At 71.9% G+C, this 17,798-nt stretch carries 12 protein-coding genes; 10 read left to right on the top strand and 2 right to left on the bottom strand.

The window, feature by feature from the left end; all coding sequences use genetic code 11:
• The first annotated feature begins 37 nt into the window (after nucleotides 1-37).
• The 8 genes from upp (at nucleotide 38) to HMPREF9719_RS05845 (ending at nucleotide 11,625) form a co-directional block, all read left to right on the top strand.
• Complete coding sequence (upp, locus tag HMPREF9719_RS05880; protein WP_004601065.1) at nucleotides 38-667, top strand: uracil phosphoribosyltransferase; 630 nt, start codon at nucleotides 38-40, stop codon at nucleotides 665-667.
• 92 nt (nucleotides 668-759) lie between these two features.
• Nucleotides 760-1,290: a helix-turn-helix domain-containing protein gene (locus tag HMPREF9719_RS05875; RefSeq protein WP_004601064.1), complete on the top strand. Its 531-nt coding sequence runs from the start codon at nucleotides 760-762 to the stop codon at nucleotides 1,288-1,290.
• A 67-nt stretch (nucleotides 1,291-1,357) separates the two neighbouring features.
• On the top strand, nucleotides 1,358-2,521 hold the full coding sequence (locus tag HMPREF9719_RS05870) for an amidohydrolase (RefSeq protein WP_004601063.1): 1,164 nt from the start codon (nucleotides 1,358-1,360) through the stop codon (nucleotides 2,519-2,521).
• A 207-nt stretch (nucleotides 2,522-2,728) separates the two neighbouring features.
• The gene (locus HMPREF9719_RS05865) at nucleotides 2,729-4,138 is read left to right on the top strand and encodes an NAD(P)H-quinone dehydrogenase (protein ID WP_004601062.1); all 1,410 of its coding nucleotides are present in this window, start codon (nucleotides 2,729-2,731) and stop codon (nucleotides 4,136-4,138) included.
• A gap of 252 nt (nucleotides 4,139-4,390) precedes the next feature.
• A complete protein-coding gene (prpD, locus tag HMPREF9719_RS05860) occupies nucleotides 4,391-5,908 on the top strand; it encodes a 2-methylcitrate dehydratase PrpD (protein WP_004601061.1) in 1,518 nt (505 codons plus the stop codon).
• Between the two features lie 2 nt (nucleotides 5,909-5,910).
• The gene (gene prpB / locus HMPREF9719_RS05855; protein ID WP_004601060.1) at nucleotides 5,911-6,825 is read left to right on the top strand and encodes a methylisocitrate lyase; all 915 of its coding nucleotides are present in this window, start codon (nucleotides 5,911-5,913) and stop codon (nucleotides 6,823-6,825) included.
• A 107-nt stretch (nucleotides 6,826-6,932) separates the two neighbouring features.
• A complete protein-coding gene (locus HMPREF9719_RS05850) occupies nucleotides 6,933-8,075 on the top strand; it encodes a bifunctional 2-methylcitrate synthase/citrate synthase (protein WP_004601059.1) in 1,143 nt (380 codons plus the stop codon).
• A gap of 136 nt (nucleotides 8,076-8,211) precedes the next feature.
• Entirely contained in the window at nucleotides 8,212-11,625 is a 3,414-nt protein-coding gene (locus HMPREF9719_RS05845) for a pyruvate carboxylase (RefSeq protein WP_004601058.1), read from the top strand.
• A 137-nt stretch (nucleotides 11,626-11,762) separates the two neighbouring features.
• Here the strand turns inward: HMPREF9719_RS05845 and HMPREF9719_RS05840 are convergent, their stop codons facing one another.
• A complete protein-coding gene (locus HMPREF9719_RS05840) occupies nucleotides 11,763-12,659 on the bottom strand; it encodes a sulfurtransferase (protein ID WP_004601057.1) in 897 nt (298 codons plus the stop codon).
• Nucleotides 12,660-12,794: 135 nt separating this feature from the next.
• The gene (locus HMPREF9719_RS05835; protein ID WP_038075735.1) at nucleotides 12,795-13,235 is read right to left on the bottom strand and encodes a DUF3151 domain-containing protein; all 441 of its coding nucleotides are present in this window, start codon (nucleotides 13,233-13,235) and stop codon (nucleotides 12,795-12,797) included.
• Between the two features lie 234 nt (nucleotides 13,236-13,469).
• Here HMPREF9719_RS05835 and HMPREF9719_RS05830 point away from each other — a divergent pair, with 234 nt between their 5' ends.
• Both HMPREF9719_RS05830 and HMPREF9719_RS05825 read left to right on the top strand, forming a co-directional pair.
• Nucleotides 13,470-15,809 (top strand): acyltransferase family protein, encoded by a 2,340-nt coding sequence (locus tag HMPREF9719_RS05830; RefSeq protein WP_004601055.1) that lies wholly within the window; start codon nucleotides 13,470-13,472, stop codon nucleotides 15,807-15,809.
• 770 nt (nucleotides 15,810-16,579) lie between these two features.
• Nucleotides 16,580-17,798: acyltransferase family protein (locus tag HMPREF9719_RS05825; RefSeq protein ID WP_004601054.1), on the top strand; the 1,219-nt coding region annotated here is incomplete at its 3' end.

The raw sequence follows: 17,798 nt of genomic DNA, 5'->3' as shown, positions 1-17,798 counted from the left end.
TCCCCCGCGCCCGCGGCCCGGCCGTAGGATCCACGGTATGGACGTCACCGTGATCGATCACCCCCTGGCCGCCTCGAGGCTCACCCTGCTGCGCGACGAGCGCACCGACAACGCGGCCTTCCGCTCGGCCCTCAACGACCTGGCCACCATGCTCGTCTACGAGGCCTCCCGCGGGCTTAAGACTGCCCGCTTCGACACCCAGACCCCGGTGGCGCTCGCCGAGGGGCACCGGCTCGCGAAGCCCCCGATCATCGTGCCGGTGCTGCGCGCCGGGCTGGGCATGGTCGACCCGGCGCTGTCCATGATCCCGGACGCGCAGGTCGGGTTCATCGGCCTGGCGCGCGACGAGGAGACCCACGAGCCGGTGCAGTACCTCGAGGCGCTGCCCGGCGACCTCACCGGGGAGACGGTCTTCGTCGTCGACCCCATGCTCGCCACCGGCGGCTCGCTGCTGCGCGCCCTCGAGCTGCTGCACAAGCGCGGCGCGACCGACATCACCGCGATCTGCGTCGTCGCCGCCGAGGAGGGCGTCGAGGCGCTGCGCAACTCCGGGCTGCCCGTCGACGTCGTCACCGCCGCGGTCGACCCGAGGCTCAACGAGCAGGCCTATATCGTGCCGGGGCTTGGCGACGCCGGCGACCGGCTCTACGGGCCGCGCAACTTCTAGCGCCGCGGCCTGCGCGGCGCCCGGCCCGGCCGGGGTTTCCTTGCCCACTGCAGTTGGCGGCGGGCCGGGGAGGGTGGGCACACAGTGGCGCCATGCGCGAGCGATCCCCGCGCCCCGACGGGCCGAACGAGCCGGGGGCGCGCTACCTGCCCTGGCCGGCCGAGCGGCCCCGCCTGCCCGACGAGTGGACGCGGTGGGCGAGCTACGGCTACCAGCTGGCGGTGAACCTGCAGGTGTTGCGCCGCTGGCGCGGCGTGAGCCAGGAGTGGCTCGGCTACATGGCCGGCCTGTCGCGCAACCAGGTGAGCAACCTCGAGCGCAACGAGAACTCCTCCGGTAGGCCCAGCGACCCGAGCCTCTCGACGATCTACCGGCTCGCCCACGCGCTCGGGGTGCCGCCCGCGGTGCTGCTGCCCGCGCCGGGCGAGGAGGTCGGCGAGGTGCGCCGCTCCGGGCCGGACCTCCTCGTCGACATCACCTGGCCGGGCCCCGACGAGGCCGAAGAGACGGGCGACCCCGAGGCCGAGCGCCGACTTATCGAGCTGTTGCGCGAGGCGTTCCCCGCCGCGCTGCGCGGCCGCGGCGACGGCTCCGGCGAACCCGGCGAGGATGCCGGGCGCTAAGATGACGCCCCATTGAGCCCGGCGCGGCCCGCGCCGGGCGCTGATGGAGGCGAGGGGAGCGGGGCGGATGTCCATCCAGCGGCACGTGGCGCTGTGGTGCGCGACCCACCGCGAGGAGCTGCGCGGCTGGCGGCGCTGGCTGCACGCCCACCCGGAGCTCTCCCACGACGAGCGCAAGACGACCGCGTTCCTCGCCGCGACGCTGCGCGAGGCGGGCCTGGAGCCCAGGCTGCTGCCCGGCACCGGGCTCACCGTCGACCTCGGGCCGGAGGCGGGGCCGCGGCTGGCGTTCCGCGCGGACATCGACGCCCTGCCCATCCAGGAGGAGACGGGGCTGGGCTACAGCTCCAGGGTCGCGGGCGTGGCGCACGCCTGCGGCCACGACGTGCACGCCACGGTCGCGCTCGTCGTGGCCCGCGCGCTCGCCGAGGCGCCGCTTGAGCGCGGCGTGCGGGTAATCTTCCAGCCCGCCGAGGAGGTCCTCGAGGGCGGCGCGGTCGACCTCGTGGCCGCCGGGGTGCTCGAGGGCGTCGAGGCGATCTTCGCGCTGCACGTCGACCCGTCCTTGGAGGTCGGCACGGTCGGCGTGCGCGACGGGGCGATCACCTCGGCGACCGACGTCGTCGAGGTGGAGGTCACCGGGCCTGGCGGGCACACCTCCAGGCCCCACCAGAGCGCCGACGTCGTCTTCGCGCTCGGCTCTCTCATCACCCAGCTGCCGGCGCTGCTCTCCAGGCGGGTGGACCCGCGCAGCCACACGGTCTTCGCGTTCGGCTCGGTGGCCGCGGGGGAGGCGTTCAACGCGATCCCGAAGTCGGGCCGGCTCACCGGCACGATGCGCACCGGGGAGATCGAGGTGTGGCGCGGCGCGGAGGAGCTCGTCGGCGAGCTCGTAGACGAGGTCGTCGCGCCGACCGGCTGCGCGGTGGAGCTCACCTACCGGCGCGGCGTGCCGCCGGTCGTCAACGACCGGCACGCCACCTCGCTCGCGGCGGCCGCCGCCGGTCGGGTGGTGCGCGTCGTGCGCGCCCCGCAGTCCTCGGGCGGGGAGGACTTCTCCTGGTACCTCGACGAGGTGCCCGGCTCGATGCTGCGGCTGGGCAGCAGGTCGCCCGGCGCGCCGCGCACGGACCTGCACAGCGGGCTGCTCGTCGTCGACGAGCGCGCCATCGAGATCGGCGCGGTCGCGCTCGCCGGGCTCGTCGACGACTACGCCGCGCCGGGGCGCTAAGCCCGCGCGAGCCTTGCCGGGTGGCTTGCGCCGCGGGGCTGTGAGACGCCCCAACTGGCCGCCCGCGCGGCGGCGGGCCCGGGCGGGTCGGATTATGCTGGAGGGCGGCAAGAGTCGACAACCAGCGCCCCGTGACCTCCTGGAAAACTCCAGGTTAACGGGGGTTTTCCCGGGGCGGGGCGCGCAGCGTGGAGGGACGTTTTCACAGTGGCAAAGCGCGTCGTAATCCTCGGGGGCGGGCCGGCCGGCTACGAGGCCGCCCTGACGGGAGCCCGCTTCGGGGCGGAGATCACCCTCGTCGAGAACCGCGGCGTCGGCGGCGCCGCGGTCATCGCCGACTGCGTGCCGTCGAAGTCGTTCATCGCGGGCGCGAACATCAAGACCGACCTGCGGCGCGCCGAGGACATGGGCCTCGATCAGCTCAGCTACAATAACGAGATCGACATCCACGCGCTCAACGAGCGCGTCCGCTCGCTCGCCGCGGAGCAGTCCGCGGACATCCGTAGAGGCCTCGACGAGGCGGGCGTGCGGGTCATCGACGGGGTGGGCGCGCTCGCCGACGAGGGCGCGAGCTCCGCGGTGCACGCCGTGCGCGTCGAGCCCAACGGCGGTGAGCCCGAGACGCTCGAGGCGGACTACGTCGTCGTCGCGACCGGCGCGCAGCCGCGCATCCTGCCCGGCGCGAAGCCGGACGGCGAGCGGGTTCTTACCTGGCAGCAGATCTACAACCTCGACGAGCTGCCCTCGCACCTCGTCGTCGTCGGCTCGGGCGTGACGGGCGCGGAGTTCGTCTCCGCGTTCGCGGAGCTCGGCGTGAAGGTGACGATGGTCGCCTCGAGGGACCGGATCCTGCCCTACGACGACGCGGACGCCGCCGACGTGCTCGAGCAGGTGCTCGGCGACCGGGGCGTGTCGCTGGAGAAGGATGCCCGCGTCGACACGGTGGAGAACACCGGCGACGGGGTGGTGGTGCGCACCAACGACGGCCGGGAGATCACCGGCTCGCACGCGCTCATGACGGTCGGCTCTGTGCCGCACACCGAGGGCATCGGGCTCACGGAGGCGGGCGTGGAGCTCACGCGCTCGGGCCACATCCACGTCGACCGCGTGTCGCGCACGAACGTGCCGGGTATCTACGCCGCCGGCGACTGCACGGACCTCTTCCCGCTGGCCTCGGTCGCGGCGATGCAGGGGCGCATCGCGATGCACCACGCGCTCGGCGAGAGCGTCTCCGCGCTGCGGCTGAAGACCGTGGGCACGGCGGTGTTCACCCGCCCGGAGATCGCGACCGTCGGCGTGACGCAGAAGGAGCTCGAGGAGGACCCGACCCAGGCGGTGCGCACGATCATGCTGCCGCTGTCGTCGAACCCGCGGGCGAAGATGCGCTCGCTGCGCTACGGCTTCGTCAAGCTCTTCAGCCGGAAGAACTCCGGCCGCGTCATCGGCGGCGTCGTCGTCGCGCCGGTGGCCTCGGAGCTCATCCTGCCGATCGCGCTGGCGGTGACGAACAACCTCACCGTCAGCGAGGTGGCCCGCACCTTCGCGGTCTACCCGTCGCTCTCGGGCACGATCACCGACGCGGCCCGCCAGCTCGTCGGCCCCGACGAGCTCGAGTAGCCAGAGCTCCCCGCTTCCCCTTCTTTCCGGCCCGCGGCCGGGCGCCCCGCCACCTCGGGGCCCGGCCGCGGGCCGGCGTCGTCCCCGAAGCCCCCGGAAGGCCCGCGCCGGGGCGGGGCTTGCGCCGCGCCGCGCCGCCGCCTGGGTTATGCTGTGCATCAACTCGCAATAAAAATGTGAGATGAACTACCGACCGGCCTGTCGGGTGGGTCGGAAGCAACCTCAAGCGACGAAGAGAAGGGGAAGCACCAAGTGAGAGACCACCGCGTGCGGGTGTACAAGTCGGCGGAGGCGTTCCCGCTCGAGGAGCATCTGGCCTCAAAGATCGCCGCCGTCGCGGCCGACCCGGTCGCGGTGCCCGAGGACACCGCGGAGATGATCGTCAACCGCATCATCGACAACGCCGCGGTCGCCGCAGCGAGCATCCTGCGCCGCCCGGTGAGCGCGGCGCGCGCTCAAGCCCAGGCCCACCCGGTGAACTCCGGCGGCGCGCTCGTCTTCGGCATCCCGGGGCGCTACTCCGCGGAGTGGGCGGCGTGGGCCAACGGCGTCGCCGTGCGCGAGCTCGACTTCCACGACACGTTCCTCGCCGCCGAGTACTCCCACCCCGGCGACAACATCCCGCCGATCCTCGCCGCCGCGCAGCACGCCGGCGCGAGCGGGAAGGACCTCATCCGCGGCATCGCCACCGGCTACGAGATCCAGGTCGACCTCGTGCGCGGCATCTGCCTACACGAGCACAAGATCGACCACGTCGCGCACCTCGGGCCCTCGGTCGCCGCCGGCCTCGGTACGCTGCTCCACCTGCCCGAAGCCGTCATCTACCAGGCCGTCGGCCAGGCGCTGCACACGACGACCGCGACCCGCCAGTCCCGCAAGGGGCTCATCTCCTCGTGGAAGGCGTTCGCGCCCGCGTTCGCCGGGAAGATGGCCATCGAGGCCGTCGACCGGGCGATGCGCGGCGAGGGCGCGCCCGCGCCCATCTGGGAGGGCGAGGACGGCGTCATCGCCTGGCTGCTCGACGGGCCGGACGCCTCCTACACCGTGCCGCTGCCCGAGCCGGGCGAGCCGAAGCGCGCGATCCTCGAGACGTTCACCAAGGAGCACTCCGCCGAGTACCAGTCCCAGGCCCCCATCGACTTGGCGCGGCGCCTCAAGCCGCGCGTCGTGGAGGCCACCGGCGGCGACTTCTCCAAGATCGAGCGGATCGTGCTGCACACGAGCCACCACACCCACTTTGTCATCGGCACCGGCTCCAACGACCCGCAGAAGTTCGACCCGCAGGCCTCGCGCGAGACCCTCGACCACTCGATCATGTACATCTTCGCCGTCGCCTTGGAGGACGGCGACTGGCACCACGAGCGCTCCTACGCCCCCGAGCGCGCCAACCGCCCCGAGACCGTCGCCCTGTGGCGCAAGATCTCCACCGTCGAGGACCCCGAGTGGACCCGCCGCTACCACGCCACCGACCCCGCCGAGAAGGCTTTCGGCGCCCGCGCCGAGATCACCCTTAGCGACGGCTCGGTCATCTCCGACGAGCTCGCGCTCGCCGACGCCCACCCGCACGGCGCGCGGCCCTTCGCCCGCGAGCAGTACGTCGAGAAGTTCCGCACCCTGGCCGAGGGCGTCGTCGACGACGCCGAGCAGGACCGCTTCCTTAACGCCGCGCAGGCCCTGCCCGAGCTCGACGACTTAAGCTCGCTCAGCCTCACGCTCAGCGAGGAGAAGCTCGCCGCCGCGCCGCGAATCGAGAAAGGACTCCTGGGATAGCGATGGCTCTCTACTCCAACAACCTCACCGCCACCGAGCGGCGCCGCCGGTTCCGCGCCGGTTTCGCCTCGGGGAAGATCCAGCGGATCCCGGGGGCGTTCTCCCCGCTCGTGGCCCGCTCCATCGCCGAGGCCGGCTTCGAGGGCGTCTACGTCTCCGGGGCGGTCGTCGCCGCCGACCTGGGGCTGCCGGACATCGGGCTGACGACCTTGAGCGAGGTCGCGGGGCGCGCCGGGCAGATCGCCCGCGCCACCGACCTGCCGGTACTCGTCGACGCGGACACCGGCTTCGGTGAGCCGATGTCGGCGGCGCGCACCGTCTCCGAGCTCGAGGACGCGGGCGTGGCCGGCGCCCACTTCGAGGACCAGGTCAACCCCAAGCGCTGCGGGCACCTCGACGGGAAGGAGGTCGTGCCCACCGAGGTCATGCTCCGCCGGCTCGCCGCCGCGATCAAGGAGCGCCGCGACCCCGAGTTCGTCGTCGCGGCGCGCACCGACGCCGCGGGCGTCGAGGGCATCGACTCCGCCATCGAGCGCGCGAAGGCCTACCGCGACGCCGGCGCCGACCTCATCTTCACCGAGGCGCTGCACACCCGCGCCGACTTCGAGCGCTTCCGTAAGGCCGTGCCCGACGTGCCGCTTCTGGCGAACATGACGGAGTTCGGCAAGACCGAGCTGTTAAGCGCCAAGGAGCTCGAGGAGATCGGCTACGAGGTGGTCATCTACCCGGTAACCACCCTGCGCATCGCCATGGGCTCGGTCGAGGACGCCCTCGGCGAGATCGCCGAGACCGGCACCCAGAAGAACTGGGTGGAGCGCATGCAGCACCGCTCCAGGCTCTACGAGCTTCTGCGCTACGAGGAGTACAACTCCTTCGACTCCGACATCTTCACCTACCGCCCCGAGTCCGGCCACTAACAGGCCGCGTCACGGGCGCCACCCCGCCCGGGCGGGCCGGCTACACGCCGTGCCGCCCGGCGGCGGGGCCGTTTCCCGCACCACCACACCCTGAAGGGACCCTGACCATGAGCCAGCCAGACCAGACCATCCGCAAGGGCCTCGCCGGGGTCGTCGCCGACACCACGGCGGTCTCCAAGGTCATGCCCGAGACCAACTCGCTGACCTACCGCGGCTACGCGGTGGAGGACCTCGCCGAGAACGCGAGCTTCCTCGAGGTCGCCTACCTCCTCTTCAACGGGGAGCTGCCCAGCGAGGAGGAGCTCGCCGAGTTCGAGCGCGAGGAGCGCTCCCTGCGCCAGCCCGACCAGCGCGTCCTCGACGCCGTCGCGTCGCTGCCCACCGACTGCCACCCCATGGACGTGCTGCGCACCGCGGTGAGCATCATCGGCACCCTCGACCCGGAGCACTTCACCACCGACGTCGAGCACATCCGCCGCGCGGGCCTGAAGCTCTTCGCGCAGCTGCCCACCGTCACCGCGTTCGACATCCGCCGCCGCCGCGGCGCCGAGTTCATCGCCCCGGACCCCGAGAAGTCCTACAGCGAGAACTTCCTCTCCATGGTCTTCGGCGACGGGGAGGGCTCCCCGGTCAACAGCGAGGTCGACAAGAAGGCCTTCGACACCTCCCTCATCCTCTACGCCGAGCACTCCTTCAACGCCTCGACGTTCACCGCCAGGCTCATCAGCTCCACGCTCTCGGACACCTACGCCGCGATCGCCGGCGCCATCGGCGCCCTGAAGGGCCCCCTGCACGGCGGGGCGAACGAGTTCGTCATGCACACCATGCTCGAGATCGACGACCCCGCGCGCGCCGCCGACTGGATGGCCGAGGCGCTCGACGCGAAGAAGAAGGTCATGGGCTTCGGGCACCGCGTCTACAAAAACGGCGACTCGCGCGTGCCGACGATGGAGGCGCAGTTCCGCAAGCTCGCCGAGGAGCACGACGGCGGCCGCTGGGTGGAGATCTACGACACCATGGCCAAGGTCATGGACGAGCGCACCGGCATCAAGCCGAACCTCGATTTCCCCGCCGGTCCGGCGTACTACCTCATCGGCTTCGACGTGGAATTCTACACCCCGCTGTTCGTCATGGCGCGGGTGACGGGGTGGATCGCGCACGTCGTCGAGCAGTTCAGCGACAACGCGCTCATCCGCCCGCTGTCGGCCTACGACGGCCCCGAGCAGCGTGAGGTGCCTCGCACGACCTAGTGGGATGGGGCGTGGGCCTCTCCCTGGTATTATTTGGGCCAGATAAGTCCGCCCCGCGCGGCCTTCACCGCCGGCCCCGCGCTCAAGCGCCGGGCCGGCGGCGCCGCGCGGCTATGGAGAAAGGTCGGCCCTTATCGTGGCTCACACTGAACTTCCCTCTTTCAAGAAGATCCTCGTCGCCAACCGCGGGGAGATCGCCGTGCGCGCGTTCCGCGCCGCCTACGAGGTCGGCGCGGAGACCGTCGCGATCTTCCCGCGGGAGGACCGCAACTCCTTCCACCGCTCGTTCGCGGACGAGGCCGTCATGGTGGAGGCGAGCTCCCCGGTCAAGGCGTACCTCTCCATCGACGAGGTGATCCGCACGGCGAAGGAGTCGGGCGCGGACGCCGTCTACCCCGGCTACGGGTTCCTCTCCGAGAACGCGCAGCTCGCCCGGGAGTGCGCGGACAACGGGATCACCTTCATCGGCCCCCCGCCGGAGGTCCTCGACCTCACCGGCGACAAGGCCGCCGCCGTCGCCGCGGCGAGGGAGGCGGGCCTGCCGATCCTCGACGACTCGGAGCCCTCGGAGGACATCGACGAGATCGTGCGCATGGCCGAAGGCCGCGAGTTCCCCGTCTTCGTCAAGGCCGTCGCCGGCGGCGGCGGGCGCGGCATGCGCTTCGTCGAGCGCCCCGAGGACCTCCGTGAGAAGGCCGCGGAGGCCTCCCGCGAGGCGGCCGCGGCGTTCGGCTCGGGCGAGGTCTACCTCGAGCGCGCGGTGATCAACCCGCAGCACATCGAGGTGCAGATCCTCGGCGACAACGACGGCAATATCGTCCACCTCTACGAGCGGGACTGTTCGCTGCAGCGCCGCCACCAGAAGGTCGTCGAGATCGCCCCCGCGCAGCACTTGAGCGAGGAGCTGCGCGAGCGGATCTGCCAGGACGCGGTGCGCTTCTGCGAGCACATCGGCTACCGGGGCGCGGGCACCGTCGAGTTCCTCGTCGACGAGGAGGGCCGCCACGTCTTCATCGAGATGAACCCCCGCGTGCAGGTGGAGCACACCGTCACCGAGGAGGTCACCCAGGTCGATATCGTCAAGGCGCAGATGCGCATCGCCGCCGGCGCGAGCCTTGAGGCGCAGGACATCCGCCAGGAGGAGATCCGCACCCGCGGCGCGGCGCTGCAGTGCCGCATCACCACCGAGGACCCGGCCAACGGCTTTCGGCCCGACACCGGAACGATCACCGCGTACCGCTCGCCGGGCGGGGCGGGCGTGCGCCTCGACGGGGCGGCGATGCTCGGCGGGGAGATCACCCCGAACTTCGACTCCATGCTCGTGAAGATGACGTGCCGCGGCTCGAGCTTCGACATCGCGGTCTCGCGGGCGCAGCGCGCTCTCAACGAGTTCGTCGTCTCCGGGGTGGCGACCAATATCGGCTTCCTGCGCGCCCTGCTTCGCGAGGAGGACTTCCAGCACCGCCGAATCTCCACGTCGTTTATCGCCGACCACCCGTGGCTGCTGCAGGCCCCGCCCGCCGACGACGAGCCCTCCCGAATCCTCGACTACCTCGCCGACGTCACCGTCAACAAGCCCCACGGGGCTGCCCCCGACGTCGCGAGCCCCCTGCTCAAGCTCCCGCCCTTCGACGAGAAGGAGTCGCTGCGCCGCGGCTCGCGCGACCGGCTCCGCGAGATCGGCCCCAAGCGCTGGGCCGAGGAGCTGCGCGCCCAGTCCGCGCTCGGCGTGACGGACACGACCTTCCGCGACGCCCACCAGTCGCTGCTCGCCACCCGGGTGCGCGGCGCCGCGCTCGAGCCCGCCGCCCGCGCGGTCGCGCGCCTCACCCCGCAGCTCCTCTCCGTCGAGGCGTGGGGCGGGGCGACCTACGACGTGGCGCTGCGCTTCCTCCACGAGAACCCGTGGGACCGGCTCGACGTGCTGCGCGAGGCGATGCCCAACATCAACATCCAGATGCTCCTGCGCGGGCGCAACACCGTCGGCTACACCCCCTACCCGGACGAGGTGTGCCAGTCGTTCGTCGCGGAGGCCGCCCGCTCCGGGGTGGACATCTTCCGCATTTTCGACGCGCTCAACGACGTCAGCCAGATGCGCCCGGCCATCGACGCCGTGCTGGAGACCAACACCGCCGTCGCCGAGGTGGCGATGGCCTACTCCGGCGACCTCATGGACCCCGCCGAGGACCTCTACACGCTGGACTACTACTTGAAGCTCGCCGAGCAGATCGTCGAGTCCGGCGCGCACGTCCTCGCGATCAAGGACATGGCCGGCCTGCTGCGCCCCGCCGCCGCCCGCAAGCTCGTCGGCGCGCTGCGCCGCGAGTTCGACCTGCCGGTCCACGTCCACACCCACGACACCGCCGGCGGGCAGCTCGCGACCTACCTCGCCGCCGCGGACGCCGGCGCCGACGCCGTGGACGGCGCCTCGGCCCCGATGTCGGGCACCACCTCGCAGCCCTCGCTCTCCGCGATCGTCGCGGCGTTCGCGAACACCTACCGCGACACGGGACTGAGCCTCAAGGCGGTCTCCGACCTCGAGCCCTACTGGGAGGCGGTGCGCGGCCTGTACGCGCCCTTCGAGTCCGGCATCCCCGGGCCCACGGGGCGTGTCTACCGCCACGAGATCCCCGGCGGGCAGCTCTCCAACCTCCGTGCGCAGGCCACCGCGCTGGGGCTCGCCGACCGCTTCGAGCTCATCGAGGACGCCTACGCCGACGTCAACGAGCTGCTTGGCCGCCCGACGAAGGTCACGCCCTCCTCGAAGGTCGTCGGCGACCTCGCGCTCTACCTCGTGGGCGCCGGCGTGAGCGTCGAGGAGTTCGCCGCCGACCCGCAGCGCTTCGACATCCCCGACTCGGTCATCGAGTTCCTCCGCGGGGAGCTCGGCACGCCCCCGGGCGGCTGGCCCACCGAGCTCACCGAGAAGGCGCTCGCCGGGCGCAAGGAGCCCAAGCCCCGCCCCGAGCTCACCGACGAGCAGCGCGCCGGCCTCACCGCCGACGAGCCGCAAAAGCGCCGCGACACCCTCGACGAGCTGCTCTTCCCCACGCCCGCGAAGGAGTTCGCCGAGCACCGCCGCCGCTTCGGCGACGTCTCCAGGCTGTCTGATCGCTCGTTCTTCTACGGGCTGCAGGAGGGCGAGGAAATCCCCATCCAGATCCCCAACTCCTCCAGGCGCATGCTCGTGCGCCTCGACGCGGTGGGCGAGCCCGACGAGAAGGGCATCCGGCCTTTGGTGTGCACCGTCAACGGGCAGGTGCGCCCCATGAAGGTGCGCGACCGCTCCGTGGAGTCGGTCGTCTCCTCCGTGGAGAAAGCCGACCCGAGCAAGCCCGGCGACGTCGCCGCGCCGTTCGCGGGCGTGGTGACCGTCAACGTCGAGGAGGGCGACTCCGTCGAGGCCGGCGAGCCGGTCGCGGTCATCGAGGCGATGAAGATGGAGGCCACCATCAGCGCGACGGTGACCGGAACGGTCTCCCGCGTCGTGCTCAAGCAGCCCACCAAGGTCGAGGGCGGCGACCTGCTCGTCGCGCTCGAGGAGGACTAGCGCCCCTCCGGCCGCCGCGCCCGCGCGGCGCGGCGAAGGCCCCCGGGCCGGCTCTCTCGAGCCGGGCCGGGGGCCTGTCCTCTTTGCGTTCGCCGCGGCGGGCGGGACCGCCCGGCCCCGCCGGGCGGGGAGAAGGCTTAAGACTCCGAGCCCTCGGGGTCCTCGCCCACGGCGATGGGCGCCTGGACGATGTTGCCCCACTCCGACCACGAGCCGTCGTAGTTGCGGACGTTCTCGAAGCCGAGCAGGTGCTTGAGCGTGAACCACGTGTGCGCCGAGCGGTCCCCGAGGTGGCAGTAGGTGATGACCGGGCGGTCCCGGTCGAGGTCCTCGAAGCCCTCCCGGAGCTCGTCGGCGGGGCGGAAGTGCCCGGTGGTGGTGACCGCGTCGCGCCACACCCGGTTGATCGCGCCGGGGATGTGGCCCGGGGAGAGCACCGACTTCTGCCCGTGGTTGGGCTCCGCGGGGGTCTCCGCGGTGTAGACGTCGTGAGGGCGCACGTCGATGAGCGTCGCGGTCGACTCGGTGGACGCCCGCTCGACGGTGGGGCGCAGGGCCCGAAGAGTCGCGTCGTCGCGCTCGGGGACGGGGTAGCTCGACTCGGGGTAGGTCGGCGCGAGGAACGCGGTGTCGCGCTCCTCGGCCATCCACGAGTCGCGGCCCCCGTCCAAGAGGCGGACGTCCTCGTGGCCGAAGAGCTCGAAGACCCACAGGGTGTAGGCGGCCCACCAGTTGTACTTGTCGCCGTAGATGACGACGGTGTCGGTGCGCTCGATGCCCTTCTCGCGCATGAGCTTCGCGAACGCCTCCGCGTCGATGAAGTCGCGCGAGTAGGGGTCCTTGAGGTCGCGCTGCCAGTCGATGTTGATCGCCGTGGGGATGTGCCCGATGTTGTAGAGCAGCGGGTCCTCGTTCGACTCGATGACCTTGAGCCCGTACACGCCCAGCTGGCTGGAGAGCCACGACGCGCTCACGAGGCGCTCGGGGTGGGCGTACTGCTGGAAGCGCTCGTCCGGGTCTGCGGGAAGCGGCACGGCGTTCACCTTTCGGTTCGGCTACAAGTCTTCGAAAAAACAGCGCGGGGCGCGCCCGGCCGCGAGGCGCGGCCCGATCCCACGTCGGTGCCCAAGCCTACCGCCTGGGGCCCGCGCGGGAGGAGGGCCCGCGACTTAGTTCTCCGGCGGGGTGGAGTCGAGCAGCCGGTCCACGGAGTCGGGGTCCGCGTCCGAGAGCATCTGCCGGCAGCGGTCGTACTCCTCGTCCTCGCCGATGAGGCGCGCCGCGCGCGCGAGCGCCGCGATCGCGCGGAGCACCCCGCGGTTGGGCTCGTGGCTCCACGGCACCGGGCCCCAGCCCTTCCACTTGTTGGCGCGCAGCCGATCGAGGCTGCGGTGGTAGCCGGTGCGGGCGTACGCGTAGGCGACGAGCTTCTCCTCGTCGCCGGCGTCCTTATCTGCGGCGCGCTCGAGCGCGGCCTCGGCCTGGGTGGCCCACGCGAGCGGGCTCGCCGGGTGGCGCAGCGCGGTGGAGAGTAGGGCGGGGTCGTCGTCGGCGGCCGGGTCCTCCGGGAGCTTAACCGGGGGAGGGGCCAGCATGTCGTTGATCTCCATGGCGCCCAGCCTAGGGCCCCGGCGGGCGGCTCGCCGCGGGATCGCGGCCAACGGGCCGGCCCCGCCGCGGGGTGGCTTGGGTCCGGCGATATGCTTGGGCCCGATTATTCGCGGGGGCGGCCGGCATATCCCAAGGTCCGCGCCCCGAAACGAGGCGGGGCGCGGCGCGGTCGCGCCCCGCGCCGGCGCGACGGGCCGGGGCGGGATCCCAAGCGGCGAAGAGGCGGGTGCGTGATGACGAAAAACGGCGGGGCGGCGCCCGAGCGCCCGGCGTACCGGTACGACCTGGACGGGCTGCGCGGCGTGGCCATCGGGCTCGTCGTGCTCTTCCACGTGTTCGTCGGGCGGGTCTCCGGCGGCGTCGACGTGTTCCTGCTTTTAAGCGGCTACTTCTTCGTCGGCTCGCAGCTGCGCTACGCGGACCGCCCGGACGCCTCGCTCAACCCGTGGTGGCCGCTGTGGCGCACCGCGCGGCGTCTCGTGCCCTCGCTCGCGCTCGTTTTGGGTGCGACGACCGTCGCGGTCGCGGTGCTTGCGCCGGTGGTCTGGGGCGCGGACTTCGTTAACCAGGTCGCGGCGTCGGCGCTGTACTTCCAGAACTGGATGCTCAACTCGCAGGACGAGGCCTACGGCGAGGCGGCGTTCGACGCGTCCCCGCTGCAGCACGTGTGGTCGATGTCCGTGCAGGGGCAGTTCTACGTCCTCGTCATCGCCTTCGTCACCGTGGTCGCGGCCCTCGTGCGGGCGCTCAGGCGCCGCGGCCGGGGACCCTCGGTCACCGCGGTGGCCGGGCCGATCATCGCTCTCGCGACGGCCGCGTCGCTGGGGTACGCGATCTACCTGCACCAGGTCGACCAGCCGCTCAACTACTACTCGACGTGGTCGCGGCTCTGGGAGCTCGGGCTCGGCGCGACGCTGGGGATCTACGCGAAGCGGGTCGCCCCGCCGCGCTGGCTGGGCGCGGCCATGGCCGCCCTCGGCGTACTCATCATTGCTGCGACCGGGCTGCTCTTCGACGGCGCGGACGTCTTCCCCGGGCCGGGCACGCTCGTGCCGCTCGGCGGCGCGGCGCTCGTCGTGCTCTCCGGCGGGGCGGGGGCCTGGCTCGCCTCCAAGCCGATGCGCTGGCTCGGCGGGATCGCGTACGCGCTCTACCTGTGGCACTGGCCGATCCTCATCGTCGCGACCGTCGTCGCCGGGCAGGAGACCCCCTCGGTGGGGCTCGGCGTCGCGGTGGTGGCCGTCTCGCTCGTGCTCGCGGACCTCACCCACCGGTTCGTCGAGCGCCCGCTGCGCCAGCACGCCCGCCGGCCTGCCGCCGGCGAGGGCCGCGCCCGCGCGGCGCTGAGCCAGCTGCGCTCCTCGTGGCCGCCGCGCCTCCGGCTGATCGCCGGGGTGGTGGTCGCCGTGCTGGTCGCGGGGCTCGCGCTGCTGCCTGCAGGCTGGGCGCGCTACGTCGCGAAGCAGGAGGCCATCGGCCTCGACGAGAACCTCTACCCGGGTGCGGCCGCGATCGAGGGCGCTCCCGTGCCCGAGGCCGAGCCGCAGCCGCCGGTCTCCCAGCTGTCGATGTTCGTCTCCGACGAGCGCCTCCTCGGCTGCTTCCAGGACCACAACGCCGGCCCGCTGCCGGTGCCCATCGAGGAGCGGCAGAAGGAGGACCCCAACGCCTGCGTCTTCGGCGACCCCGAGGGGGATACCACCGTCGTGGCGCTGGGCGGCTCCCACACGCAGCAGTGGCTCCCGGCGCTCAACGAGCTCGGAGCGGCCAACGGGGTGCGCATCATCCCGCTCACCCGCTCCCAGTGCCCGCCGGTGCTCCCCGTCGAGGGCGAGAGCTTCCAGGACAACTGCTACACGTTCAACGAGATCGCCCTCGACCGCATCGCGAGCTGGGAGCCCGACCTCGTCCTCACCACCGGCACCCGCCCCTTCAACCGGGGCGGGCACCCCCGCGAGCTCGTGCCCTTGTCCTACATCGCGATGTGGAACGCCTTAAAGGACATCGGCGTGCCGGTCGCGCTCTTGCGCGACAACCCGTGGATGTACGACGCGAACGAGGAGACGTGGAACCCCTCGGTCTGCGAGGCCGAGGGCGGCAGCGAGGAGTTCTGCGGCATCCCGGCGGAGTACTTCTACCAGGACGAGGACCCCGCCGAGGAGTACGTCTGGAACGTGCCCGGCTTCGAGACGATCGACACGCGCGAGTGGTTCTGCCCCGACGGGTTCTGCCCGCCGGTGATCGGCAACCTTCGCGTCTACTTCGACTCCAACCACGTCGAGCACCGCTACGCGGAGACCCTCGCGCCGCTCTTGTGGGGACAGTTCGAGCCGATCATCGAGGCCGCCGCCGAACCGGGGCTGCGCGCGGCGATGCTGCTCAGCGCCCCGATACCGGAGCCCGACGACGCGCTCATCGACGACCCGGGCGCAAGAAGGCCGGGCTCGCCGCTGCCCCGCGACCTAGCCGGCGGCGCGCCGCCCGCGCCGGGCGAGGAGCTGCCGGGCAACGCGACGATCTACCCGTTCGACCCCTCGCCCGTCGAGGTCAAGCCCTTCGAACCCGAGATGTAATCCCGTGGCGCGTCGAGAATACGGATCCGACGGGTGGCGACACGGCAGTACGACCTCCGGTAACCGCGGAGGGCGCAAGCCCTACCCCCTCCAATACGGAGTCCAGGAGGCTTTCTCGTGGACTCCTTGGAACGCGCCCGCGGCCCCGAGCGTGCCAGCACGGGCGTCTCGATGGTGGATGACGGCCGCTAGACACGGTGCTGTCTCCCGGAACGCATAGAGTCTCCGCCTGCAACCGTGGACCGGCGGCCGCGCTACCGCTTTTCTTTGAGGGCCGTCTTCGGGGTCGCGCCATGATCCCCACCGGGTTAGCGACAAGCAGGACCACAGATCGTGGGAATCCGGTGGGACAAAAGCAGGGTCGGTATCGGAACGGTTCGACCGTCGGGGCGTTGACGGCGCGTAGGGATTTCGATCGTCTCGACGGGTCCCCGGCTCAGCGCGGCGATGACCGATTACGGGTCGGGTCTTCGTCCCTGAGCGCTCAAAGACCCGTTGGGTGAGTGGGCGAAGCGTTGGGTCCCGTAGGCCTACCGGCCGCAGCCCATCGGCGGGGTTCGGGTGCTCGATCTGAGTCCCGATGAAAGAGTCGGCTGGGTTCGAGTCCGCGACAGCGATGCTGAGGGCCGTGCCGCTACTAGCGGTTGCGTAATGACAACAGTCATCGTCGCCTTCACACGGGCATCAGCGTCGAGTCCCGCGCCCCGTATTCGTGGCGACACCAGGAATTACGACTAGGTGAGGGCCGGCCGATAGGCTGGGGAGCCATTGTGGCAACAGGTAGCGCGCCGAGCAGCGCCGCCGGCGGCGCCCCCACCGCCGGCGGCCGGGCGATAAACGACGCGGGGGCGAGCGGGCGTAGCCCGGGGTACCGGTACGACCTCGACGGGCTGCGCGGCGTAGCCATCGCCCTCGTCGTCGTCTTCCACGTCTTCGTCGGGCGGGTTTCCGGCGGGGTGGACGTCTTCCTCTTCTTGAGCGGCTTCTTCTTCGTCGGCTCGCAGCTGCGGCGGCTCGAACGACCAGGCGCCTCGCTGAACCCGTGGTGGCCGTTGTGGCGCACGCTGCGCCGGCTCGTTCCCGCACTCATCCTCACCCTCGCGGCGACGGTTGCGGGCGTCGTTCTCGTCGCCCGGCACCTGCTCGGCACGGACCTCGCCGAGCAGGTCGCGGCGAGCGCCGGCTACGCGCAGAACTGGGTGCTCTACGCCCAAGACCGGGAGTACGCCGCCGCGTCCGGCGACGCGAGCCCCCTGCAGCACCTGTGGTCCATGGCGGTGCAGGGCCAGTTCTATTTGCTCATCATTGGGCTGACCGTGGGCCTGGCCGCACTGCGGCGCCTTGCGTCGAAGTGGGATGGGGGCGGCTGGCGGCTATCTGGACCGGCAATCGGAATTATTGCCGCGGCGAGCCTTGCGTCCTTCGTCTACGCCGCGATCCTCGTCGGGGTCGACCAGCCGCTCAATTATTATTCGACGTTTACGCGGTTCTGGGAGCTCGGCCTCGGCGCGCTGCTCGCCGTTGGGATGGGTCGCGCGCGGCTGAGCGGCATTGCGGGCGCGGTCGTGTCGGCGGTGGGGCTCGCCCTCGTCGTGGTGAGCGGTCTCGTCGTCGACGGGGCCGCTACCTTCCCCGGGCCCGCGGCGCTGGTCCCGGTCGGGGGCGCGGCGCTCGTCGTGCTCGGCTCCGGGCCGGCGAACCGGCTGCTCGCCGCCCGCCCGCTGGCCCGGCTGGGTGGCATGGCCTACTCGCTCTACCTGTGGCACTGGCCGCTGCTCATCGTGTCGCTCGCGGCGCTGGGGCTCGACGAGCCGAACCTCGGCCTGGGGGTGGTCGTCGTGGCCGCCTCGCTGGGGCTGGCTTGGCTCACCGAGCGGTTCGTCGAGCGGCCGCTGCGGCAGCGCGCGCGGCCGCCTAAGGCAGGGGAGCGGCGCGCTGCTACCGCAGCGGTCGGGCTGCGCGCACAGCCGGCCGCCCGGGGCCGCGCGG

Source organism: Corynebacterium otitidis ATCC 51513 (genome assembly GCF_000296405.1).
GTDB lineage: Bacteria > Actinomycetota > Actinomycetes > Mycobacteriales > Mycobacteriaceae > Corynebacterium > Corynebacterium otitidis.
The sequence above is the reverse complement of the archived record's forward strand: the minus strand, read 5'-3'. Positions and strand labels throughout refer to the sequence as shown.